Raw genomic sequence first — 22,251 nt, forward strand, 5'->3', positions numbered from 1 at the left:
GGCGCGCCCGCGCGATTGGCCTGCCGCCGGGGCCGCTCATACGTTCCGCCGCATGGAACTCGACCGGATCGCCCGTCTCGCCGGAGGCGGCGGAGGCAAGGTGCTGCTCTACGTGCTCGACGGGCTGGGCGGCCTGCCGCGCGAGCCCGGGGGACCGACCGAACTCGAGGCCGCCCGCACCCCGCACCTCGACGAACTCGCGCGCGCCGGAACGTGCGGCCTCCACGACCCCGTTGCGCCGGGCATCACCCCGGGCAGCGGCCCCGGCCACCTGGCCCTGTTCGGCTACGACCCCCTCGTGTACGAGACCGGCCGCGGCGTGCTTGAGGCCCTCGGCATCGAATTCCCGCTCCGGCCGGGCGACATCGCCGTGCGCGCCAACTTCTGCACCCTCGACCCCCACGGCCGGGTGGCCGACCGCCGCGCGGGCCGCATCCCGTGCGAGGAAGCCGCCCCCCTGGCCGCCCGGCTCAACGGCATCGAACTGGACGGCGCCCGCTGCACCGTGCGCCACGTGAAGGAACACCGCTTCGTCCTCGTCCTGCACCCCGACGCCCCCGCGGGCGACGCCGTCAACGACACCGACCCCGGCCAGCCCGGTCTGCCGACCCGGGCCCCCGTGGCGCGGAACGCGGCATCCGAGCCGACCGCGCGGCTCCTCGCCGCGTGGCTCGACGCGGCCGCCGAGCGGCTCGCCGGCCGGACGCAGGCGAACATGGCGCTCCTGCGCGGCGTCTCCAGCCAGCCCGGCTGGCCCCGCTTCAGCGACGTGTTCGGCATGCGGGCCACCGCGGCCGCCGCGTATCCCATGTACCGCGGGGTCGCGCGCCTCGTCGGCATGGACGCGCGCACGGTGCCCGCGGGCGCCCCCCCGCTCGTTGACGCCCTGAAGGCGCGGTTCGCCGACTACGATTTCTTCTTCCTCCACTTCAAGCCTCCCGACAAGGCCGGAGAAGACGGCGACTTCGACCGCAAGGTAGCCGCCATCGAGGAAGCGGACGTCATCGTCCCCGACCTCGTCGATGCGGGCCCCGACGTCATCCTCGTGACCGGCGACCACTCGACCCCCTCCGTCATGAGCAGCCACAGCTGGCACCCCGTGCCCTTCCTCCTCCACGGCCCCCCGGCCCGCAACGACGCCGCCACCACCTTCGGCGAGACCGCCTGCCGCGCCGGCGTCCACGGCCGCGTCCGAGGCTGCGACCTCATGCGCCTCGCCGCCGCCAGCGCCGGCCGCCTCGCAAAGTTCGGAGCCTAGCCGCGTGGTATGGCCCCGTACAGCCCGGGATCACCGTCACCCGCCGACGTTGCGTAGGCCAGGAATCGTACTCGTGGCCGTCGCGCTGTCCGCAGGCTGTGGAGAGCCGACGGATTCCGTGTCGCACACCGTCCAACTCGACCCGTATGCGTCCGTGATCGCGCCGCCGAGCATGATCGACGAGATCGTGCTGCTGGAAGGTGACTTGGCCTGCGTCATCGATACCTACTGGTACCGTGTCGCTTGCACCGATCCGGGCGGCGAGTCCTTCAGGTCGGCAAGGAAGGCGAAGGACCGGGCGAGCTCACGGACCCGTTCGCGATCCTTCGCGGCCCGGGGGCAACGATTGGTGTTGTCGACATGGGACTTGGCCGCCTGTCGGTGTTCTCGAAAGCGGGCGAATTCCTTACTTCGACTCCCGGACTCCCGCGCGGGTTTCTGGGCGGAGGGTCACAGGAGATGGCCGGGACGCTGGTCGGCACCCACCTGAAGCGCGACCCGGATGGCGGTTTCTTTTGGGTAAACGTGGAGATCGATCCGGGCACAGGTCGTGTGGTATGGGAGCGGGCGTTCCCTGACGAAGCCGCCGTCGTCGACTGCTCGACCCCTACGCCCGGATCTCGCCGTCGCCAGCTTTCGTTGGGATACGATGACCGAGGCGGCGGTCGTCTGTTCGTGACCTGCTACGGCGAGTTCCTGGTGTGGTACGGCGACCGGGAGGCGGACGAACCGGATGCCATCGTACGCTCCACGTATGTCGAGAGATATCCGACGGACGAGGATGTGGAGGCGGCACTGGAGAGGCTGAATTCCATTCCCGCGGGTGGCTGGCGTCCAGACACCAGCGAGGACGGAATCCGGGAGCGGCCGAGGGTCTGGTACGGCTCCCGTGTCGTGGACGACCGTCGACGGTTCTGGGCGGTGTCGCAATGGAATTCGGAGCCCGCCGTGATACCGGCGTTCAGCCACATCGACGTGTTCCGACTCGCCGACACAGGCCCCGAGTACGCGCTGACGTTACAGGTGGCGGACAAGGTGGTGGGGATGGACGTACTCGGAAACACGCTCGCCGTGCTGGTAGAGCGCGACACCGGCGGCGTAGTCCGCGAGCGCCGCGTGGACTGGTACGACGTGACCCACTTGGCCTCTCAGCGCTGACCGAGTCGGACGCGTTCCGGCCGGACCGCCTGGGGTCAGGCGGCGCTGGGGGGCTCGCCGGAGTGTTCACGCAGTTCGGACTCCCGTAGACTCCCCGATGCCGTACAGCCCTAGAGCGGACCTGACCTGCGGTGCGTTGCTGCTCCTGGCGGGCCTCCTCGCTTGTGGGAGTGAGGGCGACTTCACGGAGTTGGGAGTTGCGGACGACCGGGAGGTGGTTGACGTCTCCGCGTCGCTGGAGGCGCTCATCGGGTCCGGCGTGCGAATCGGGGCGGAAGTGAACCCTGATTCGGAGGCCGAGGCCTTTCGGCGGATTCTCGATGCGCAGCTGACGCCGGACGGCCGCTTCGTCGTGGCGCTCGATGCTAGTCCGCCATTCGTGCGTGTCTTCAACCCCGACGGATCGCTCGAAGCCGCTTTCTTGCCGCGCGGCGAGGGACCGGGCGAAGCCGAGAGTCCCGAGGCGCTGGCGGTGTCGAACGACCGCATCCTCGTGCTGGAACCCGGCCGCGCCTCGGTGCTCACATTGGACGGGGAACTCGTCGAGGACCGGCCGATCGATTTCTGGCCGACATCTGCCGCGCGTGGCTGCGCGGACGGTTTTCTGGTCTACGGTCCCGGCGCCTACGACGATGGGTCCATCGTCTGGCTCCGGTCATTCCAGGCCCTCGAAGAGACTCCGGTCTCCATCCTCGAGGGCGCGAGTCCGGCGGAGGTTTCGGCCTACCGGAGCCGCGACCGGGGCCGCCCGAGCCGTCTCGCTCGCGCGGGAGGGCTGGCCGTACTCCACCACGACGGACGAGACCCCCCGGAAACGTTCACGCTCTCCTGCCCCGGCGTCCGCACATCCACCGTGGACACCGTCCCGGAGTTCACGGAACCTGTGGTTGGCCGCGAACAGAGGGTCACGGGCGGAGCCGTGCGGACGCTACAACTCGGGAGCTACATCTTCACGGGCGCCGCGATCCTGAATCGAACACCGATCCTGTCCGCGTGGAAGATCGTCGAATCGGGAACGGAGTCCGGAACGCACTTCATCCCGGCTCGCGGCGGATCTCCCGCCTCCTACACGAGCAGCAGGGTCTCGCTGCTGGACGCCCAGCCTGGTCAAGCGGTGCTCCTCGAGGCCAGCTTTCCCGTCCCGCATATCATCATGGTGGACTACGCTGCCTTCGTACGGGCGCTGGGGGTGGAACCGCACTAGGAGACGTTCCCGCGGGAACGTGCGGGGTCCGGCGGTGCTACTCGCACCCCCCGCCCGCAGGCGTCAGATTTCGATCCGGAGCAGGGGAGGAAGGGGAAGTTCGGGGCAACTCGAGAGGGAGGTTGAACGATGGGCGCCAGCGCGACAGGCATCGCGCGGTCGTGCGGCCGCGGCGTGACGCGGCGGCTGGCGCTCATGGCGCTCGCGCTGTGTGTTGGATGGCCGATGACGGCGGCGGGGCAGGAGCCGGGGCGGGTGGCGGGCGTGGTCCGCGCCGAGGACACCGGCCAGCCCGTGGCGGGTGCCGCGGTACGGTTGGCGGGAGGGGACGTCGTGGTGGCGGAGACCGTCACAGGAGCGAGCGGCGCCTTTGCCTTTGACGGCATCGCGCCGGGCGAGTACGTGCTCGGCGTCCGGCGCATCGGGTTCGCCGCGTACGGCGTGCCGCTGGCGGTGGGGCCGGACGGGCCGGCCTCGCTCGACGTGCGGCTGTCCCTGGACCCGGTCGAGGTGGCGCCGCTCGAGGTGGACGTCGAGGGTCGGCCGCTCCGCCTGGTCGAGACGGGCTTCTACGACCGGCTGGAGGAGGGCTGGGGCACGTACTTCGAGCCGGAGTGGATCAGAACCCGAAGCGCGGGCTTCACCCGGTTGTCGCACTTCGTGTCGAACCTGCAGATGCGGGCCCCCCTGTCCCGCTGTCCCAAGGTGCAGGTCTGGCACGACCGGAAGCGAATCGGCGAAGCGGCTGGTTGGGGGACCAGCAAGCCGGTGTCGCTCAACCCGGCCGGTAGGCACCAGTCCCCCGTGGAGCCGTCCTCGCGACTGCTGGACGAACTGTCCGTGGCGGATCTGGGCGCCGCCGAGCTGTATCCGCCTTCGTCTCCGATCCCGCTCTTCGCGCTCAACGACACCACGCTCTACTGCGGAGTCATCATCCTGTGGTCGGACTGGATGGCGCAGATGGGGGGCGAGGTTCCGCAGATTGACGTGAAGCTCTGCGAGCCGGCCGGTGGTGCCGCCGAGGTGACGCTCGACGGGACGGTGGAGGACCGGCTCACCGAGGTGCGGCTGCCGGCGGCCCGCATCCGGGCGTCGTTCGCGCCGGCCGGCGAGGAGGGGCCGCTCGAACTCTCCGAGATCGAGGTGCGGTCCGACTCGACCGGCCGCTTCCGGCTCTGCGACCTCCCGTCGGGAACCGACGTCACGCTGGCGCCCTCCTACGGTCCCCATCCGGGCGAGGTCGCCACGCTCCGCGCCGAATCTGGTGAGGTGGCGCGTCTGATTGTCCCCGTCACGATGCCGGGATCGGTCGCCGGGCGGGTCGTGAACGGGAACACGGGGCGGGGGTTCCCGGCCGTGCCCGTCATACTGGTCGGCACCGACATCCGGGTCGTGACCGATGCTGCCGGCCGCTTCGCGATGGAGGACCTGCCGCCCGGCGCGTACCAGGTGCGGGCCGACTGCGGAGGCTTCGGGTCGCCGACGCCACGGGTCGTCGTCTCGGAGGCCGGGCAGGCCCGCGTCCTCCTCGTCCTGGAGCCCAAGGACCGCTCCGGCCGCGATCTACGCCGCTGCGACAACTGACCGCCCAGTCGGGTGGCGCCGAGCGCCTCGTCGGAGTGTTCACGAAGAGTGGACCTATTGGGCTCGTCTGCACGGTCACGTTCGGGGTCGCGGGCTGTGACGGCGGCGCCGAGGCCGTCGGGACGGCGAGAACGCTTCCGGTCGTGACTGCGACTCGTGTGCGGCAATTGACGGAGGCCGAAACCGCGGGGCCGTTGTTCCGGCCGGAACATGTGAGTCGTGTCGGCGATGATCTCTGGATTCTCGACGCGGGCAACTTACGTATCGTGATTCGCACACCCGACAGCGTGTACGCGGTTGGACGGGAGGGCGATGGCCCCGGGGAGTTTCGGCTGCCGCTGAGTCTGTCCCCGAACATCACGGGCGGCGCGACGGTGTGGGATCGTATCGCGCGACGCCTGACGCGGTTTCGACCGAACGCCGAAGTAGGGGAGACCATCGCAGTGGAGCAGCGGCCCGGCAGGATGGCGCGCGAGGTATTCGACTTGGGCCATCGGCGGCTCGTGATCTCCGGAGTCGTCCTGGATGCGATGAACCCGCCCGCAGAGGACGATGAACCGCCGACCGCCATCGAACTCGAGCACTTCGACTCCGATGCGATCGACACCCTCGGGCACGTGCCGCCGTGGGGTCCTGTTGGCGTGTGGTCGGGCGATGGAAGGTCGATGAGCGTGTCCGCGTTCATCCGGCCGTTCGATGCGCCTCCACACGCGGATGTGAGCGCGGCCTGCGGAGGGCTGGCGGCAGTGTCGGTTGGGGGAAGGCGGCTCGAGATCGTCCTGATCGACAGGTTCGGCGACGTGGTCGGTGCGATCCGGGACTCCCTGCGTGGGCCGAGAATCACGGAGCAGGAGGTGGACGCGTTCTTCTCGACGTTCTTCCCGGACGCACGTCAGGAGGAGTTCGATCTGAGAAACCTCCTGCCCGTACCGGAGCGGCATCCAGCCGTGCACGATCTTCAGTTCATGTCGGATGGCCGCGTGTGGGCACGGTTGGATCCGGAGTCCATACTGCTGGAAGCGAATCGGCGGGAGCACAGCCGCTGGAGAGTGTGGACGCTCCGGAGGGTCGACGATGTCGTAGAGGCTTCTCCACCCTCCGACGTTCTCCTACCGCACCTGTTCACCCCGAACGAAGTCTTGCGCGACACGATCTGGGGTGTGCGGCTCAACGAACTGGGAATCCACACCATCGAAGGCTTCGTCGTGGAGGAGTGGACCGGCTTAGGGGGCTGCTAGCCAGACGAGACGTTCACCCGGGAACGTCCGGGGGTCAGGCACAGTGGGCTTAGGCGTCTGCTTCCAGTGCTTGCGCTTGTCCTCGCGAACTCGGGGTGTGGTAACGTCCTCGGCATCTTCGGCTCGCGTGCGACATTAGCGCTGCCAATACCAGAGCATCTACGAGACTCCCTCGCCGACCCGAAGGAGTTGGCCGGGCTCAGGAGGTACTACGACGACGAATGCGCGGATCTCTGCCCGCCGTGAGCGGACGCACTGCCGGCCCCCAGGAGTCGGCAGATACGTCGAATCTTGTTCCGCAGCGTACAGTGTTGCAAAATTCCGGACAATCTTCATGCCACTGAAACGTCTTGCACGTGCGGACTATGACTCGGGGGATCCGGGAGCGCCGCTCGGACCCCGGGGAAACGAGGATCACTGCGTGGTTGGAATCGGGATCGGGTTGAAACCAGCCAGCTCTTCCCGTATCGCTCAACGACCCGAGCTGCCTGCAGTTTCGGCACCCGCAGCAGGTACGGCTGACACTGTGAGAGACTTCACTTGGAGCGCACCACCCGGACCGTACGGTAAACGCGAACCGTGTCGCCCGGGGGCTCGTGCGGGGGCCACGAAATCCGGTCCAGTCCCGTCACCGTGATCTCGCCTGTTCCGGCACGATCGAATCGCACGTAGATCTGCCGAAGATCGTTACCTATCCCATGGTCCGGACAACTCGAGCTGTACCGCCAGTTCATGTACGGTGTGATCGTCGCGTGAAGCCGCGTCGTTTCGGTCTCCGTTCGTCCAGGCTCCACGTTGCAACCAAAGAACGTCCGAATCGATACCGGGAACGACTGATCCACACGGACCGTGTCCGGTACGGAGACAACCGATTCCATGTCACCGTAGATCGCACCGACGATCTCACCGCGCTGCGGTTCGGATGAGACCACGCCACCGCAGCCGGCCATGAGACCGGCTGCGGTGAGCGTCAAGGCACATCGTTGAATCATTGCTGATCGCCTCCATCATCAGCGACCACGGCCTGCCACACGCTGTAGGGGACGAAAAACGCCAGGTGTTCCTCGCCCTCCGTGTTCATCGAACCCAGATCCTCCTCGATATTCGCAATCGGCGAGTAGAAAGGTGACGCGTCGACGTCGTCCTCGCTAGAATTGCTATTGGTGAATCTGCCAACGTGGAGGCCAAAGAATCTTCCGTCGCTGGCAAACACCGGTCCACCGCTATCGCCCCCCGTGCGGAGGTAATTCGCAAGATTCTGACACCGGACTCCGTAATCGCGCGCAGGGCTCGGCCAGTTGTAGATGTCCACACAATCATGCGTGACTCTACCGTGTGTCCGACCGGAGAACGCTCCGATCTTGATCAAGCTCTGACCAGTGACCTGCGTGGTGGGAATCTCGCCACCTTCGGATGTCATGACATACAGGCTGTCGCCATGCTTGTGGTTATGCTTCCAAGCATCGAACGGTGACCCGATCAACTCGCCACCCGACTCGACGATCTCATCCGCGTCATCCTTGGTGGTCGCAATCCATCCACGCGCGAATTTGTCGTTGGAGTCGTCCTGACCGAACAACGCGGCGTCGGCCCACCGACAGCGAGCGGGAGGCGTACCGCCACCGTTAATCGAACATGTCTGCTGGGGATCCACGAGTTCATACCCTAGCCGGTCACTCGTGTTCGTGCCGGATTGGTAGATCGGAAGATCGGTGTCGAGGGATGCGAAGGCGTCGTCTCCTGCGCAGTGAGACGCAGTGACATACCGCTCCGACGAACCCATCGTCACGCCCAACATGAGTGTACAACGGTCAACGCCAGTTGTATCTCCGTGACGCACCATGATACCACCGAGAGTCCTGTTGAACCGATGTCGAAGCGAGTGGTAAGACTGCGCGGATCCGCCCTCGTATCTGATGGGTGGCGCTCGATCCGGCTCAGCCCGACCAGAGACCGTGGTTGCGATCGCACCGTCTGGTATACCAACGGTTCGCGCCAGAGATTGCACAGCCGAAGCAGCGGAAACGCTTACCAAGCCGACCAGAAGCCGGTTGTTCTTCTGATCGATGTCGAGGTACGCAACGTCGCTCCGTGCACCGAAGAGTCCGGTGATGTTCTCCTTCCATCCGATGAGCTGGGAAAACGTGTAGGTCACCTCCGTGTACCGACGGGAACCGCCCGTACTGGACAGCTTGCTGTCGATTTCCGATCTCGTGACGTTTGCCACCGCTGTCTGCTTGGTCAGATTGGTCAGCGCAGTCACCGCGTCCCCGCGCTCATCAATCCAGTAGCCACCGAACTCCGGTACGATCTGACTGATCTCAAAGAACCGCTTGTCGGTTCCCATAAGGGCATCCGCCGATACATCGGCCAACAAGATCGGTTCGTTGCTGGCTTCTGCCATAGTCGGACGTTCGAAGTCCGGCGCGGCGAGAGAATCGGAATCCGGGTAACACGCCTCCTGGCCCAACACGATCCCGATCACTAGCAGCACACCAAGAACGGCGTGAAACCGCCGCGGCCACTGCTTGCGCGGTACACCTGACTGCTACCTATACGCGGGCGACTGTGAACGGCCGGAAAGTTGGCGGGCGTCCGCAGAGGGCCGAGTAGGTCTAGCGTTCGTCCTCGGTGTGCAGGAGTCCGGCCTCGAGCGCGAAGCGCACGACCTCGCGGCGGGTGTGAAGGCCCAGCTTTGCCTTGGCGCGGGCGAGATAGCCCTCGACGGTCTTGGGGCTGAGACCCATCTCCTTGCCCGTCTCGGCAGCCGAAAAGCCGCTCGCGTAGAACTCGACCGCGGCAAGCTCGCGCGCTGTGAGCACGTCGGGTCCCGTCTCGCGGCTCGAATGGTCCTGCGTCTTCCGTCGCGCGAGCAGGGCCGCCGCCTGTTGGGGCAGGTAGGAGTGCCCGTGCAAGATGGCTTCGATGGCGCCGATGAGATCCGTATCCGCGGCGGACTTGTTCAGAAAGCCCGCCGCGCCGGCCTTCAGGGCGGGCACGACGTAGTCATCCTCGTCGTGGATCGTGACGACCAGGACCTTCGCTCCGAGTCCAAGCCCGGTGATGCGCCGCGTCGCCTGGACTCCGTCCATGCCGGGCAGCGCCAGATCCATGATGACGATGTCCGGTTCCAGCGTCCGGGCTTTCTCCACCGCTTCCTCGCCGGAGGATGCCTCGCCCACCACCTCCACGTGCTCCGTCATCTCGAGCAACGCCTTCAGGCCGGCGCGCACCACGGGGTGGTCGTCGACCAGCAGCACCCTCACCATCCGCCGCGATCCCTCTCGTCTTCCGGACCTACGGCCGGCACGGTGACCCGAATCGTGGTCCCCCGGCCCGGCGCCGTATCCACGGAGAGGCCGCCTCCGACCAGCGCCGCCCGTTCGTGCATGCTGGTGAGACCCTTGTGACTATCGAACTCGAACCCGCAACCCTCGTCGCGGATCTCCGCGATGACCGCCCCGCCCGCCGACCGGAGCGTCACCGTCGCTTCAGTGACGCCCGCGTGCCTCTCTGCGTTGGTCACGGCTTCCTGAACGATCCGGTACAGGGCGAGGGCGGCGGCCGCGTCCAGTTCCTCGTCCACTCGGTCGAGGTTCGCGTCGACCGTGAATCCATGCACCTCGCCGATGTCCCGAAAGACGGACTCGAGCGCGGACGAAAGCCGCCGGCGTTCCAGTTCCGGCGGCAGCAGCCCCCGGATCATCCGCTTCACGCCGCGGATCGTGTCATCGATCTCGCCGGCGATCTGCGCCCGCGCCTGCTCCCTGTCCCCCGCCGTCGGCTCGGACGCTAGTAGCTTCACCCTGATCTTGAGGGCCGCCAGGTACTGGAGGAACTCGTCGTGCAAGTCGCGGGACAATCGCTTCCGCTCATTCTCGATGGCGGTCACCATCGCTCGGGACATTTGCCGCATCCGTTTCCAGCCCGTGATGTCCCGGACCGTGCAGATCACATGCTCCTGACCCGACGCCAGTCTCCCGGGGCTCAGGCTGATCTCGACCGGAATGGTCGTGCCGTCCCGGCGCAACGCCAGCAACTCGAATCCCTGCCCCATGGGACGGGCACGCGGCGTCTCGTTGTAGTGTCGGCGGTGCCGCTCATGCCGGGTACGGCTAGCTGCGGGAACCAGCCGCTCCACGGGGTAGCCATCCATCTCCTCCCGACTCCAGCCGAACATCGCGACGGCCTGCGGGTTGAGGTCGCGAACCGTCCCTTCCGAATCCACGATGAGCATCGCGTCCGGCGAGGCGTCGAAAACGGCCCTATAGTCCCTCTCGGTCAGCACGATCGTCCGCTTCCAGTGCGGAGAGTGGGCGGATATCCCCCAAAATAAGTAAGGAGCGTATATATTTGAGTTGATAGTGTCATTGTCCGACGCATAAACATGACACTTTTCAAAGTGCTGTCACGCAATCAACTCCGGTAATGTCGACGTGCTATGGTCCTCCGCAGACTGCCGTAGGCAAGCCTTACGTTCCCGCGGGAACGTAAGGGGTCAGGCGGTGCTTGGCTCCTGCTCGGAGTGTTCGATTCCGGCTCCGCCCATTGCGGTGCCGGTGCCCACGGTGATGACGCCGAAGATGAGGTCGTTGAACAGGGCCTGCGCGTTGGCGAGATACCCGTGGATGAAGGGCGACAGCATGCTGTACGCGCCGAGGGCGATGAGTCCCCAGCCGCTGATCCGGTTGATGCCGAGGTTGAAGGTGATGGTGACGACGAGGATGGAACCGCCGAGCACCACGCTGTGCCACCACAGGAATCCGAACGGGTATCCCCAGATGAACGGGGCGCCCAGGAACCAGAGTCCCAGCGCGAGACCGACCCAGCGTGAGGCCATCGAACCTCTCTCGGAAGAAACCGGATGAACCACGAAACCGGCGCCTATGATGCGCGCCGGAAGGGGCAAAGGCAACGTCGCTACAGGCGGGCGCGGCGCAGGCGGTTCGCGTTCGTGACGACGGAGATCGAACTCAGCGCCATGGCGGCCTCCGCGAGCACGGGGTGGAGGAGGCCGAGGAAGGCGACGGGGATCGCGACGACGTTATAGACGTAGGCCCAGAAGAGGTTCTCGCGGATCTTGCGGAAGGTGGCGCGGGAGAGCTTCGTCGCGCGCAGCACGGAGCGCAGGTCTCCCTGCACGAGGGTGATGTCGGCGGCTTCGATCGCGATGTCGGTGCCGGTGCCCACGGCGATGCCGACGTCGGCCGCCTTGAGGGCGGGGGCGTCGTTGATGCCGTCGCCGACGAAGGCCACGGTGCGGCCGCCGGCGCGGAGTTGCCGCACGGCCTCGACCTTGTCGGCGGGGAGCAGCCCGGCCCGGAAGTCGTCGATGCCGAGATGCTCGGCGACGGCGGCCGCCACGGCTTCATGATCGCCGGTGAGCATCACGGTCCGGAAGCCGCGGCGGCTCAGCTCGACGAGGGTTTCCCGTGCGTCGTCCTTCACCGGGTCGGCGATCGCGATCGCGCCGAGCAGCCGCCCGCCGGCGGCCACCCAGGCGATCGTGCGCGCGGCGTCGCGGAAACGCCGCTCCACCTCGGCGATGTCCTCCTCCGGGATGCCCTCCTCGCGCAGCAGCCGCGCGCTCCCCACGGAGACGCGCCGGCCATCGACCTCGCCCACGATGCCCATCCCGACCCGGGCCTCGACGCCGTCCGCCCGGGAGAAGGGGATGCCGTGCCCGCGCGCCTCGTCGACGACGGCGCGGGCGAGGGGATGCTCCGAGGCGTCCTCCACCGCGGCGGCGAGTGCGAGTACGCGCCCCTCGGCGGCTTCATCGGTCGCGAAGATCTCGACGACGCGAGGAGCGCCGCGGGTCAGGGTGCCGGTCTTGTCGAAGACGAGCGTGTCCGCGCGATCCAGCGTCTGCACGGCCGCCCCGTCCCGGATGAGGACGCCGCGGGTCGCTCCGAGGCCGGTCCCGACCATGAGCGCCGTGGGGGTGGCGAGCCCGAGCGCGCAGGGGCAGGCGATGACGAGCACCGCGACCGCCGCGTAGAGCGCGAGCGAGAGGCGGCCCAGTTCCGGGTTCACCCACGGGATGAACCCCGACGCCCAGCGCGCGGCCTCCGTGAAGACTCCGGGCACGACGAACCAGCCCGCGAAGGCCGCCAGCGCGACGACGAGGATGACGGGCACGAAGATGGCGGTCACCCGGTCCGCGAACTCCTGGATCGGGACCTTGCTCGCCTGCGCCTCCTCCACGAGACGGATGACGTTGGAGAGGAAGGTGTCCTCGCCCACGCCGGTCGCCCGCACGCGGAGCGCACCCGAGTGATTGACCGTCGAACCGAGGACGGAGGAGCCGGGTTCCTTCTCGACCGGGATCGACTCGCCCGTCGCGAGCGATTCATCGACCGCGCTCCTTCCCTCGAGGACGACGCCATCCGTAGGGATCTTCTCGCCCGGGCGGATGATCATCACGTCGCCCACGGCGACGTCGCGGGTCGGGACCTCGAGTACGGCGCCCTCCCGCTCGACGCGGGCCATCGGCGCCTCGAGCGAAAGCAGAGCCTGGATCGCCGACGAAGAGCGGCCGCGCGCCTTCGCCTCCACGTAGCGGCCCGTGAGGTGGATGGCGGCGATCATCGCGCCCACCGGCGCGAAGTTCATGATCATCGGGGCGAACCCGAGCACGTGGAGGATCGCCCACGCCCCGGTGAGCACGGAGACGCCGGCCCCGAGCGCGATGAGGACGTCCATGTTCGGCGTGCGGCCGCGCGCCGAACGCCACGCGCTGCGCAGCGTGGGTCCCCCCGGCCCGAAGAGGACGGCGGCCCCGAGCACCGTGACGCCGAGGTCGAAGACGAGGGGCGATGGCCAGCGGACCCCGGCGATCATCTCCGGCAGCATCCACACCATGGCCGGGACCGTGAGTGCCCACGCGGTCCACATGGTTTTCCGCGCCTCGCGGGAGCGGGCTTCCGCCTCCGCGAGGCGCGAGCGCTCCGCCTCTCCGCGGTCCACGTCCGCGATGGGTTCGATCTCGTAGCCGGCCCCTTCGACGGCCGCGGCGAGTTCCTCGAAGCCCACGTCCCGGGTGAACGTCAGCGTCGCGGATTCGGCCGGCAGGCTCACCGACGCTTCCACGCCGTCGACCGCGTTGAGGCTCCTCTCCACGGAGCCGACGCAACCGGCACAGTGCATGCCGGCGATCCGATAAGTCCTCCGCTCAGGGGTCGGTGTGGCGGTCGATCCGTCCATCGTCATCCTTCCGGTGATTACTTTCCGGCGAAGCGCATGAAGAGGTCCGCGATCTCCGCGCGCACCCGCGCGGCGTCGTCGCCGCCTTCCTCGATGGCGTGGGTGGCGCAGCGCTCGAGATGGTTCAGCAGGAGTTCCTTCTCGGCCGCGCGAAGCGCGGAGTGAACGGCGGCGAACTGTTGCAGGATGTCCGGGCAGTACCGTTCATCCTCCACCATGCGGGCGATGCCCCCGACCTGTCCCCGGATACGGGCCAACCGACGGCCGAGGTCGTGTTTCGTCCCCTCCGCGATCCCCATCGCATGCGGCCCCGCGTCGCTCACCGCCATTCCCTCCACGCTCGCGTCCATCATCGACCGGCCATCCGACTTCGATCCGTCGAATCGGTCTGCGGTCGTCCTTACGTGAAATATACTATACAGGGGTATTGTATCGACGGCAACCCGCGAAACCCGGCCCGAACCGCGGCGCGACATCGGGACGCGAGCGGTGGCGGCGTTTTGCCGGGGGCTGCTAAACTAGGGCCATGTTCAGAAAACTCAGGCAGATGGTCGACGAGGCGCTCGACCGGATGGAAGCGAAGCAGCCCGGGGCGTCCGAGGACGACATCGACCGCGTCATCCGCGCCATGCGCCAGGAACTCGTCGATACGCGGGCGCGGATCTCCGAACTCGAGGGGCTGCTGGAGTCGCAGGTGCGCCAGGCCGACAAGGAAGGGGAGGCGGCCCGGGTCGCCGAACGGCGCGCGGCGAAGGCCGCCGAAATCGGGGACGCGGAGACGGTCGAGGTCGCGAACCGGTTCGCGGCGCGGCACCGCCAGCGGCTCGAGGTGCTCGTTCTCAAGGCCGAGGGGACGCAGGCCGAACTTGAGCAGCAGAAGGCCGAGGCGGCGCAGGGCGCGGAACAGTTGAAGAGCGCCATGGCGCGGCGGGATTCGCTCAGCGTGCAGCAACGGCGCGCGCAGGCGATCCAGCACTCCACCGACCGGCTCGACTCGGTGGATGCGTTCGATCGCATGGCCGAGAAGATGGAGGGAAAGGGCGACCTCGACGACGCGCGCCGCCAGGTGGACGAGGCGCTCGATCCGATGGCCGGCGCGCCGCAGCGGGACTTCGTGGCCGAGCGGGAACTGCGGGAGGCGCGGGCGGACGCGATGCTCGAGGAGTTGAAGCGTCGCATGTCGAAAGGGGAGTAGCGGATGGACCTGCTGACGATCGCCGTCTTCGGCTACCCGCTCATCCTCATCGCGATCGGCGTGTGGCGCTCCCGGCAGATCAAGAGCCACGCGGACTTCATGGTGGCGGGCCGGAACGTGCCGGTGGTGCTCCTCGTGGGGACACTCATCTGCACCTGGATCGGGTCGGGGTCGCTCTTCGCCGGGGCCGGCCTGGCCTACCGCACGGGGATCGCGGAGCTGTGGTTCTCCTTCGGCGCCTGGGTCGGGCTCCTCGTCGCCTTCTACCTCGCGCCCCGCGTGCGCTCGATCGCCAAGTACACCGTCCCGGACATCCTCGAACAGCGCTACAACGCGGCGGCGCGCATCCTCGGCACGGTCGCGATCATCCTCGCCTACGTCACGATCGCCGCCTACCAGTTCCGGGGCGGCGGCTGGATCCTGAGCATCGTCACCGACGGCGCGATCTCGCCCACCACCGGGATGATCATCACCTGCGTCACGATCGTGGCGTTCACGGCGCTCGCCGGAATGGTGTCCATCGTCTCCGTCGACATCCTGAACGGGATCATCATCACGCTCGGCATCGTCATCGGCCTCCCCTATCTCGTCCTCTCCAACGGCGGCGTGGGCGCGATCGCGGCCGGGCTCCCGGAGGAGCACCTCACGGTCCTCGGGGGGCACAACGTGCTCTGGGTCATCGGCGTCGCGATGCCCACCTTCCTGCTCATCCTGGGCGAGAGCGGGATGTACCAGAAGTTCTTCTCCGCCAAGGACGCGGGATCCGCCAAGAAGGCCGTGGTCGGCATGTTCCTCGGGGTCGTCTTCATCGAGACGACGCTGGCCCTGATCGCGATCGTGGGCCGCGCCGTCTTCCCCGAACTCGCGGACCCCGAGCAGGTGTCGCTCGTCGGTCGCGCCGCATCGGAGACGATCATCCTTCACATCGCCGCCAACGGCCTGCCGATCGTCGGGGGCGCGATTCTCCTCGCAGCGGCGGTCGCCATCGTCCTCTCGACAGGCAACACCTTCCTGCTCGTGCCCTCGACGAACGTGAGCCGGGACCTCTACGAACGCTTCGTGGATCCGGACGCGAGCGAAGGGCGGAAGCTGGCGCTGCAGCGCCTGTGCGTCGTCCTGTTCGGCGGGCTGGGGCTCGTGTTGCTGACGCGGTTCGACACCGTGCTCGAGATGGCGCTCTACGCCTACTCGCTCGTTGGGGCGAGCCTCACGCCGGCGCTCCTTGCCGCCTTCCTGTGGCGCCGCGTGACGCCGCAGGGAGGGGTGGCGTGTATCGCGGGCGGACTCGGAAGCATCGTTGGGATCGCGCTCCTGTCCCAGTTCGGCGTGAACTTCACCGCCACGATCGGGGGGACCGCGTTCGACTTCGCTTCGAGCGACTACATCGTGATTCCCGGCGTGCTCATGTCGCTCGGACTCCTGATCGTCGTGAGCCTCCTGACGCCGCCCTCGCCCGAGGAGAAGTGGCGGCCCTTCTTCCAGGAGAACCCCGAGAAGCTCTGAGTCAGCTCAGGAAGTTGCGCAGTTCGGCGAAGCTGGACCGGGGTCCGAGCACCACGAGATCGTCGCCGGCCCGTAGCTTCTCATCCGGTCCCGGGTTGTAGACGAAGCCATCGGCGTCGCCGCCCCCCTCGCTTCCGCGCTGGATCGCGACGACGAGCAGGCCCGTCTTGGCCTGGATCTTCGCTTCGGCCAGGGTGAGTCCGGCGACCTCGGAGGACTCCGGCACGGATACCTGCTCCAGCAGAAGCCCCATGCCGCCGGCGTTGCCGGGGGTATCGAAGTCGACGAAGAGCGTGACGTCGGGCCGCAGGACGAGCGAGGCCATCTGGATGCCGCCCGTCGAGTTCGGGGTGACGACGCGGTCGGCGCCGGCCTTCTTGAGCTTGCTCACCGCGTCCTCGGAACGCGCCCGCCCCACGATCGTCAGGTCCGGGTTCAGTTCGCGCGCGGCCAGGCACACGAACGCGTTGTCGGTGTCCGCGCTCAGCGAGGCGATGAGCCCGCGCGCTCGCTCGATCCCGGCCGAAAGGAGCGCGTCGTCATCGGTCGCATCCCCCTCGATGACCAGCGCGTCGGGGTCGATCCGGCGTGCCTCCTCGATCTGCGTGGGGTCGTGTTCGATGGTGACGTACGGAGTCCCGCGCGTGGCGAGCCTCTTGAGCGCGGCCAGGCCGGTGCGGCCCGCCCCGCACAGGATCACATGGTCCCTGCGGCGGTCGATCCTCTTCATCGTTCTTCGTCTCTTGAGTGACTGGGTCAGGTCCATCTCGACGAGGGTGGCGGTGATGAGGGCGAACCAGATCGCGAGCGTGACGATGCCGCCCGCGATCATGAAACTCGCGAAGATGCGGCCGCCGTCCGTGAGCGTCCGGATTTCGCCGTACCCGACCGCCGAGACCGTGATCACGGTCATGAAGAATGCGTCGGACAGGTTGTAGTCGGGCATGGCGGCGAAGCCGATCGTCCCGATGATCGTGAGACTCACCGTGAAGACGGTGGCGCCGAGGAGGCGGCCTTCGAACCGGCTGAAGTCGAACAGGCGCCGCACGAGGCCCATCCGACTCATCGCGCCCCGCGGTCCAGGCGCGCGACGACCTGACGCCCTTTGATCCGGCTGCCGTCGAGGCCGCGGACCACGGCGTCGGCGGCCAGCGAATCGATGTCGACGAGGGTGAAGTTCTGCCGGATGTCGATGCGGCCGATCTGCCCGCCCGCCACGGACGTTTCGCCGGTAATCGCGCCGACGAGGTCGCCGGGGCCCGCGCCGTCGCGTTTGCCGACGCCGACGAAGACCTTGGTCCAGGTGGGGCGAGTGGCGCGCCGGGCGCTCCTGTCGGGAGGCGCGGTCGCGGCGTCGCCGGGCGGTGCGCCGCCGGGTGCGGCCTCCCTCTCCCCGGCGGCCGGCCGGTCCGCCGCCCGGAGGAGTCCGGCGAGGGCGGCGGCCACGCGCGCGGCGCCGTGCTCGCGGATGAGAGGGGCGAGGAGGAGCGCGCCGCTCGCGAGGTCCTGCTGCTCCAGCGCGTCGGCGACGCGGGCCCGGAAGGCGGCAACGTCGTCCATGAGCGCGGGGTCGGCGGACTCGGCCAGGGGGGCGACCCGCAGCCCGGCCCGCAACGCCGTCAGCTCGAGCTGCCGTTCGTGCAGCGAGTCGACGATGGCGTAACAGCGCTCGGCAGCCGCCGCCGCGCGGGCGAGGGGCTCCGGCGCGGGCGGCAGTTCGAACGCGACCGCATGGGCGGCGGGGTCGACCTCGCCCCACCCCCCGACCCGCACCGCGTCGCCGCCGTCCGTCTCGGCAGCGTCGCCGTCCGTCTCGCCCGCGCCGCCCCCGGTCTCGGCCTCTCCGTCGTCCGTTTCCGCCGTGCCGGCTGCGTCGGACCCGGCGACGCGCAGCCCGGCCAGCGAGAGCGCGGCGCTCACATCGGCGACGGCGTCGTGGGCTGTCTCGATGCTGACGGCGGCCGCTCCGCCCCGCGTGAGGTCGTGAAGCAACTCGGCCACGCGGGCCAGCCGCCCCTCGCGCGTCGCCCGGCTCGCGACCGCGATCGCAGGGCCGGCCGCGCGGCCCGCCTCCGACTCCCCGGCCCGCGACTCGGCGAACAGTTCGTTCGGCCACCGGCGCGCGCGCGGCAGCCAGCGCTCGACCAGCTCGTCGAACGCCGCATCCCGGGCGTGGGTCGTCGCGATCCGACGGGCCCCGTCGCCCGAGGCCTGCACCACGGCCTCGACGGCCGCCCGCGCCGGCTCGAGCGCACGCACATCATCGAGGACCAGGGTGCACAGCGCCGCGGCCGGGATGTCGCCCCTGCGCACGCCCTCCAGCAGCACCGCCGGAGGCCCGACCAGGATCGGCGCCCGCGCCACCGCCCCGCCCGCGGCGCCCGGCACGACGACGACCTCGCGTCCGGCGGCCCGCGCGACGGCATGCATGCCCGCCGCGCAGCGCCGCGCGCGGTCCACCGTTGCGGTGAGCACGAAGGCGCGGCCCTCCGCCTCGCCGGCGGCAAGGTCCCGCACGGCGGCAGCCGCGTAGAGGGCGGCAAGGCCCGCTCCCTCGGCGGCGATGAGCGCGAGGTGACGCCCCCGCTCGATCGCGCCCGAGAGGGTCTCGAGCGCTTCCGGCTGCGGCGGGACCGTTCCCGCCGCGGGCTCCGACTGGTCCTGGTTCAAGCGCGGGATCCCGAAGAACGAATTGGACAAGGGGTCGTACGCGGGCCTTCGCCCAGCGGCAGGAAGGTACGCAAGCCGTCCGTCCGTCCAAAGTGCGGGCCCACCGGCGGAAACCCCGCGCAGGTCCCGTTACGTTGACGGCGGCTCGGACACGCGTCTAACGTCACGGTTCGCTCGCCGTGGTCGCCCGGCGCGACCGTCCGGCGCGCTCTCCCCGATGACCTCCAGTACGAGGTGACAGCAATTTCCACCATCGGAATGCTGGAGGCGGTTCAGGCCTGGGTGTGGGGCGTCCCCCTCATCATCCTCCTCCTCACCACCGGCCTCGTCTACACGCTGCTGCTGCGGGGCCTCCAGTTCCGCCGGCTGGGGCACGCGCTCTGGCTGGCGCTCGTCAAGCGCCGCGAACCGGGCGGCGAGGGCGACATCTCGCACTTCCAGGCACTCATGACCGCGCTGGCCGCCACGGTCGGCACCGGGAACATCGTGGGCGTCGCGACGGCCATCGGCGCGGGCGGCCCGGGGGCGCTCTTCTGGATGTGGGTGACGGGACTCCTCGGGATGGCGACGAAGTACGCGGAAGCGGTGCTCGGCGTCCGCTACCGGGAGACGGACGCCCGGGGCGAGAAGGCGGGCGGTCCCATGTACTACCTCGAGCACGGTCTCGGACGGGGCAGCATCGGTCGGGGCCTGGCGATCGCCTTCGCGCTCTTCGCGACCCTCGCGGCCTTCGGGATCGGCAACGGCGTCCAGTCGCAGGCGGTCGCCGACGCCATGAACGAGTCGTTTCACGTGCCGCACTGGGTCATGGGACTCGTCACGGCGTCGGCCGTCGGCCTCGTCATCATCGGGGGGATCCGGTCCATCGGGCGGGTGGCGAGCGTCATCGTGCCGACGATGATCATCCTCTACATGGGCGTCGCTGCTGTCGTCCTCATCTCCAACGCGGCACAGATCCCGGCGGCCTTCCGGCTCGTGTTCGAGCACGCGTTCGGGGGGCAGGCGGTGGCCGGCGGGGCGCTCGGCTACACCGTGCTCCAGGCGATGCGCTTCGGCGTCGCGCGCGGGATCTTCTCGAACGAATCCGGACTGGGCACGGGGGCGATCGCCGCCGCCGCGGCGCAGACGCGCGAGCCGGTGCGGCAGGCCCTGGTCTCCATGACGCAGACGTTCATCGACACCATCGTGGTCTGCACCCTGACGGGACTCGCGATCCTGACGACGGGCGCGTGGCAGTCGGGGGCCGAGGGCGCGAACATGACGCAACTCGCCTTCGACACGAGCCTGCTCGCGGGCGCGGGGGACATCGTCGTCGCGCTCGGCCTCGCGACCTTCGCCTTCAGCACGATGCTCGGGTGGTCCTACTACGGAGAACGGAGCTTCGCCTACCTGTTCGGCGAACGCGTGATCCGCCCCTACCGGCTGGTGTTCGTGATCGTGGTCGGGCTCGCGGCCGTCGTGGAACTGGATGTCGTGTGGCTCATCTCGGACATCCTGAACGGCCTCATGGCGGCGCCGAACCTGGTGGGACTCCTGCTCCTGTCCGGCGTCGTATGGCGCGAGACCCGGAGCTACTTCAGCCGCTAGAGTTCGCTAGCGTTCAGTCGAAGTGGATCTGGCGGACTTCGTCGATCCCCTCGAGTTCGCTCAGGCCGCGCAGCACCTCGGGAGGAACTTCTCCGTCGATCCGCACGACGCCGAGAGAACGGCCCCCGCCGCGCCGCCGCGCCAGGTGGTATTCGGCGATATTCGCGTTCGCCTCGCCGAGCACGGTGCCCACGGCACCGATCACGCCCGGCCGGTCGCGATTGCGGATGAAGAGGCACGTGCCGAGCGGCTGCGTGTCGACGCGAAACGTCCCCACGCGCACGATCCGCGGTTCCATCCCCGCCCCCATCAGCGCCCCTCCCACGACCTCGGTCTCACGCCGGCCGTACCGCACTCCGAGTTCGACGTAGTTCGTGTAGTCCCCCACGGCCTGCGTGCGGACGCGCACGATCTCCAGACCGCGCTCGCCCGCGATCGACAGCGCGTTCACGACGTTGAGCGGCGGGTCGACCCGACGTTCGAGAAAGCCCACCGCCACGCTCGCCGCGAGGGGGCCGAGGACGCCGTCGCGCGGCCCGCCGTAACGGACCTCGATCCGGCTCGGCGCCGCGTCGTCGAGCCCGGCCAGCAGTCGGCCCAGGCAGCGGCCGAGGTACATGATGGGTCCCGCTCCGTCCCGATCTTCGGCCTCGAACGGGGCGTTGAGGGCGGCGCTGAAATCGCCCTCGATCAGCGCGTTGCGCACGGAGATGGCGATCTGCCGCGAGACCTGCCGCTGGGCTTCGAAGGTCGAGGCCCCGAGGTGGGGGCTGCATACGAGCTGCGGCGCGTCGCGCAACGGGCTGTCGGCGGGGAGCGGCTCCGTCGCGAACACATCGAGCCCGGCCGCGCCCAGGTGGCCGCTCTGCAGTGCGTCGGCCAGCGCAGCCTCGTCGATGAGCCCGCCCCGCGCCGCGTTGATCAGGATCGTACCCGGCCGCATGGCCGCGATCTCCCGGCGGCCGATGAAGCCGCGGTTCTCGTCGGAGAGCGGGACGTGGACGGTGATCGCGTGGCACGCGGGCAGCAGCGCGTCGAGGTCGGCGAGTTCGACGCCGAGGTCGCTCGCCCGCTCGGCGCTCACGAACGGGTCGTGGGCGATCACGCGCATGCCGAAGGCCCGCGCGCGCCACACGACCTCCGCCCCGATGCGGCCGAGCCCGATGACCCCCAGCGTCTTGCCGCTGAGCTGGATGCCCCGCAGTTCCTTGCGCCGCCACTCCCCCGCGCGGATGCTCGCGTCCGCCTCCGGAATCCGGCGCGCCGCCGCGAGGAGGAGCGCGAAGGCCAACTCGGCGGTCGACTGGGTATTCGCGGCGGGGGCGTTCAGCACCGCGATCCCGCGGCGGGTCGCGGCCGGGATATCGATGTTGTCCACGCCAACGCCCGCGCGGCCGATGACCCGGAGGGAGTCGCCGGCTTCGATGAGCTCCGCATCCACCTTCGTACGGCTGCGCACGATCAGCGCCGATGCGCCCGGCAGCGCACGCAGGAGCCCCTCGCGGTCCCCGTCGCTGAGGTCTTCGACGGCGATCCCCGGCGCGGCGCGCAGCGTCTCGATCCCCTCCGGGAGAAGGGGGTCCGCGATGAGAAGGCGCTGCGTGTCCCCGGCCGAATCGCTCACGACGTCTCGCTCACGTTATGTGGC

Annotated in this window: 17 protein-coding genes; 8 read left to right on the forward strand and 9 right to left on the reverse strand. The window is 68.9% G+C overall.

What is annotated here, in order from left to right; translation table 11 throughout:
* Nucleotides 1-52: 52 nt before the first annotated feature.
* From OXN85_12935 to OXN85_12955, 5 genes are all read left to right on the forward strand, one after another.
* Nucleotides 53-1,258, forward strand: coding sequence for a 2,3-bisphosphoglycerate-independent phosphoglycerate mutase (locus OXN85_12935; protein MCY3600864.1), 1,206 nt, complete (start codon nucleotides 53-55; stop codon nucleotides 1,256-1,258).
* Nucleotides 1,259-1,717: 459 nt separating this feature from the next.
* A complete protein-coding gene (locus tag OXN85_12940) occupies nucleotides 1,718-2,416 on the forward strand; it encodes a hypothetical protein (GenBank protein ID MCY3600865.1) in 699 nt (232 codons plus the stop codon).
* A 97-nt stretch (nucleotides 2,417-2,513) separates the two neighbouring features.
* Complete coding sequence (locus tag OXN85_12945) at nucleotides 2,514-3,620, forward strand: hypothetical protein (protein ID MCY3600866.1); 1,107 nt, start codon at nucleotides 2,514-2,516, stop codon at nucleotides 3,618-3,620.
* Nucleotides 3,621-3,749: 129 nt separating this feature from the next.
* Nucleotides 3,750-5,204, forward strand: coding sequence for a carboxypeptidase-like regulatory domain-containing protein (locus tag OXN85_12950; GenBank protein ID MCY3600867.1), 1,455 nt, complete (start codon nucleotides 3,750-3,752; stop codon nucleotides 5,202-5,204).
* Nucleotides 5,205-5,416: 212 nt separating this feature from the next.
* A complete protein-coding gene (locus tag OXN85_12955) occupies nucleotides 5,417-6,442 on the forward strand; it encodes a hypothetical protein (protein ID MCY3600868.1) in 1,026 nt (341 codons plus the stop codon).
* 988 nt (nucleotides 6,443-7,430) lie between these two features.
* On the opposite strand, the gene OXN85_12960 is transcribed toward OXN85_12955, so the two are convergent.
* From OXN85_12960 to OXN85_12985, 6 genes are all read right to left on the reverse strand, one after another.
* Nucleotides 7,431-8,927 (reverse strand): hypothetical protein, encoded by a 1,497-nt coding sequence (locus tag OXN85_12960; protein ID MCY3600869.1) that lies wholly within the window; start codon nucleotides 8,925-8,927, stop codon nucleotides 7,431-7,433.
* Between the two features lie 130 nt (nucleotides 8,928-9,057).
* On the reverse strand, nucleotides 9,058-9,711 hold the full coding sequence (locus OXN85_12965; GenBank protein MCY3600870.1) for a response regulator transcription factor: 654 nt from the start codon (nucleotides 9,709-9,711) through the stop codon (nucleotides 9,058-9,060).
* Nucleotides 9,705-10,730 (reverse strand): PAS domain-containing sensor histidine kinase, encoded by a 1,026-nt coding sequence (locus OXN85_12970; protein MCY3600871.1) that lies wholly within the window; start codon nucleotides 10,728-10,730, stop codon nucleotides 9,705-9,707. Before OXN85_12970 ends, OXN85_12965 begins: the two co-directional genes overlap by 7 nt.
* A gap of 210 nt (nucleotides 10,731-10,940) precedes the next feature.
* On the reverse strand, nucleotides 10,941-11,282 hold the full coding sequence (locus tag OXN85_12975) for an SPW repeat protein (GenBank protein MCY3600872.1): 342 nt from the start codon (nucleotides 11,280-11,282) through the stop codon (nucleotides 10,941-10,943).
* An 80-nt stretch (nucleotides 11,283-11,362) separates the two neighbouring features.
* The gene (locus tag OXN85_12980; protein MCY3600873.1) at nucleotides 11,363-13,648 is read right to left on the reverse strand and encodes a heavy metal translocating P-type ATPase; all 2,286 of its coding nucleotides are present in this window, start codon (nucleotides 13,646-13,648) and stop codon (nucleotides 11,363-11,365) included.
* Between the two features lie 17 nt (nucleotides 13,649-13,665).
* Complete coding sequence (locus OXN85_12985) at nucleotides 13,666-14,001, reverse strand: metal-sensitive transcriptional regulator (protein ID MCY3600874.1); 336 nt, start codon at nucleotides 13,999-14,001, stop codon at nucleotides 13,666-13,668.
* Between the two features lie 173 nt (nucleotides 14,002-14,174).
* Here OXN85_12985 and OXN85_12990 point away from each other — a divergent pair, with 173 nt between their 5' ends.
* Nucleotides 14,175-14,843, forward strand: coding sequence for a hypothetical protein (locus tag OXN85_12990; GenBank protein MCY3600875.1), 669 nt, complete (start codon nucleotides 14,175-14,177; stop codon nucleotides 14,841-14,843).
* A 3-nt stretch (nucleotides 14,844-14,846) separates the two neighbouring features.
* Nucleotides 14,847-16,346 (forward strand): sodium:solute symporter family protein, encoded by a 1,500-nt coding sequence (locus OXN85_12995; GenBank protein ID MCY3600876.1) that lies wholly within the window; start codon nucleotides 14,847-14,849, stop codon nucleotides 16,344-16,346.
* Between the two features lies 1 nt (nucleotide 16,347).
* Here the strand turns inward: OXN85_12995 and OXN85_13000 are convergent, their stop codons facing one another.
* Both OXN85_13000 and OXN85_13005 read right to left on the reverse strand, forming a co-directional pair.
* Nucleotides 16,348-17,412, reverse strand: coding sequence for a potassium channel protein (locus OXN85_13000; GenBank protein MCY3600877.1), 1,065 nt, complete (start codon nucleotides 17,410-17,412; stop codon nucleotides 16,348-16,350).
* The gene (locus OXN85_13005; protein ID MCY3600878.1) at nucleotides 17,409-19,016 is read right to left on the reverse strand and encodes a DbpA RNA binding domain-containing protein; all 1,608 of its coding nucleotides are present in this window, start codon (nucleotides 19,014-19,016) and stop codon (nucleotides 17,409-17,411) included. Before OXN85_13005 ends, OXN85_13000 begins: the two co-directional genes overlap by 4 nt.
* A gap of 234 nt (nucleotides 19,017-19,250) precedes the next feature.
* Between OXN85_13005 and OXN85_13010 the strand changes: the two genes are divergently transcribed.
* Complete coding sequence (locus OXN85_13010) at nucleotides 19,251-20,603, forward strand: sodium:alanine symporter family protein (protein ID MCY3600879.1); 1,353 nt, start codon at nucleotides 19,251-19,253, stop codon at nucleotides 20,601-20,603.
* A gap of 13 nt (nucleotides 20,604-20,616) precedes the next feature.
* On the opposite strand, the gene serA is transcribed toward OXN85_13010, so the two are convergent.
* Entirely contained in the window at nucleotides 20,617-22,227 is a 1,611-nt protein-coding gene (gene serA, locus OXN85_13015; protein MCY3600880.1) for a phosphoglycerate dehydrogenase, read from the reverse strand.
* Nucleotides 22,228-22,251 lie beyond the last annotated feature (24 nt).

Origin of the sequence: Candidatus Palauibacter australiensis (genome assembly GCA_026705295.1) — a bacterium.
Lineage (GTDB): Bacteria > Gemmatimonadota > Gemmatimonadetes > Palauibacterales > Palauibacteraceae > Palauibacter > Palauibacter australiensis.

Bases quoted from the DNA above. Each gene is read 5' to 3' on its own strand.
- OXN85_12935 (MCY3600864.1), top strand. From the start codon at position 53: ATGGAACTCGACCGGATCGCCCGTCTCGCCGGAGGCGGCGGAGGCAAG.
- OXN85_12940 (MCY3600865.1), top strand. From the start codon at position 1,718: ATGGCCGGGACGCTGGTCGGCACCCACCTGAAGCGCGACCCGGATGGC.
- OXN85_12945 (MCY3600866.1), top strand. From the start codon at position 2,514: ATGCCGTACAGCCCTAGAGCGGACCTGACCTGCGGTGCGTTGCTGCTC.
- OXN85_12950 (MCY3600867.1), top strand. From the start codon at position 3,750: ATGGGCGCCAGCGCGACAGGCATCGCGCGGTCGTGCGGCCGCGGCGTG.
- OXN85_12965 (MCY3600870.1), bottom strand. From the start codon at position 9,711: ATGGTGAGGGTGCTGCTGGTCGACGACCACCCCGTGGTGCGCGCCGGC.
- OXN85_12975 (MCY3600872.1), bottom strand. From the start codon at position 11,282: ATGGCCTCACGCTGGGTCGGTCTCGCGCTGGGACTCTGGTTCCTGGGC.
- OXN85_12980 (MCY3600873.1), bottom strand. From the start codon at position 13,648: ATGGACGGATCGACCGCCACACCGACCCCTGAGCGGAGGACTTATCGG.
- OXN85_12985 (MCY3600874.1), bottom strand. From the start codon at position 14,001: ATGATGGACGCGAGCGTGGAGGGAATGGCGGTGAGCGACGCGGGGCCG.
- OXN85_12990 (MCY3600875.1), top strand. From the start codon at position 14,175: ATGTTCAGAAAACTCAGGCAGATGGTCGACGAGGCGCTCGACCGGATG.
- OXN85_12995 (MCY3600876.1), top strand. From the start codon at position 14,847: ATGGACCTGCTGACGATCGCCGTCTTCGGCTACCCGCTCATCCTCATC.
- OXN85_13000 (MCY3600877.1), bottom strand. From the start codon at position 17,412: ATGAGTCGGATGGGCCTCGTGCGGCGCCTGTTCGACTTCAGCCGGTTC.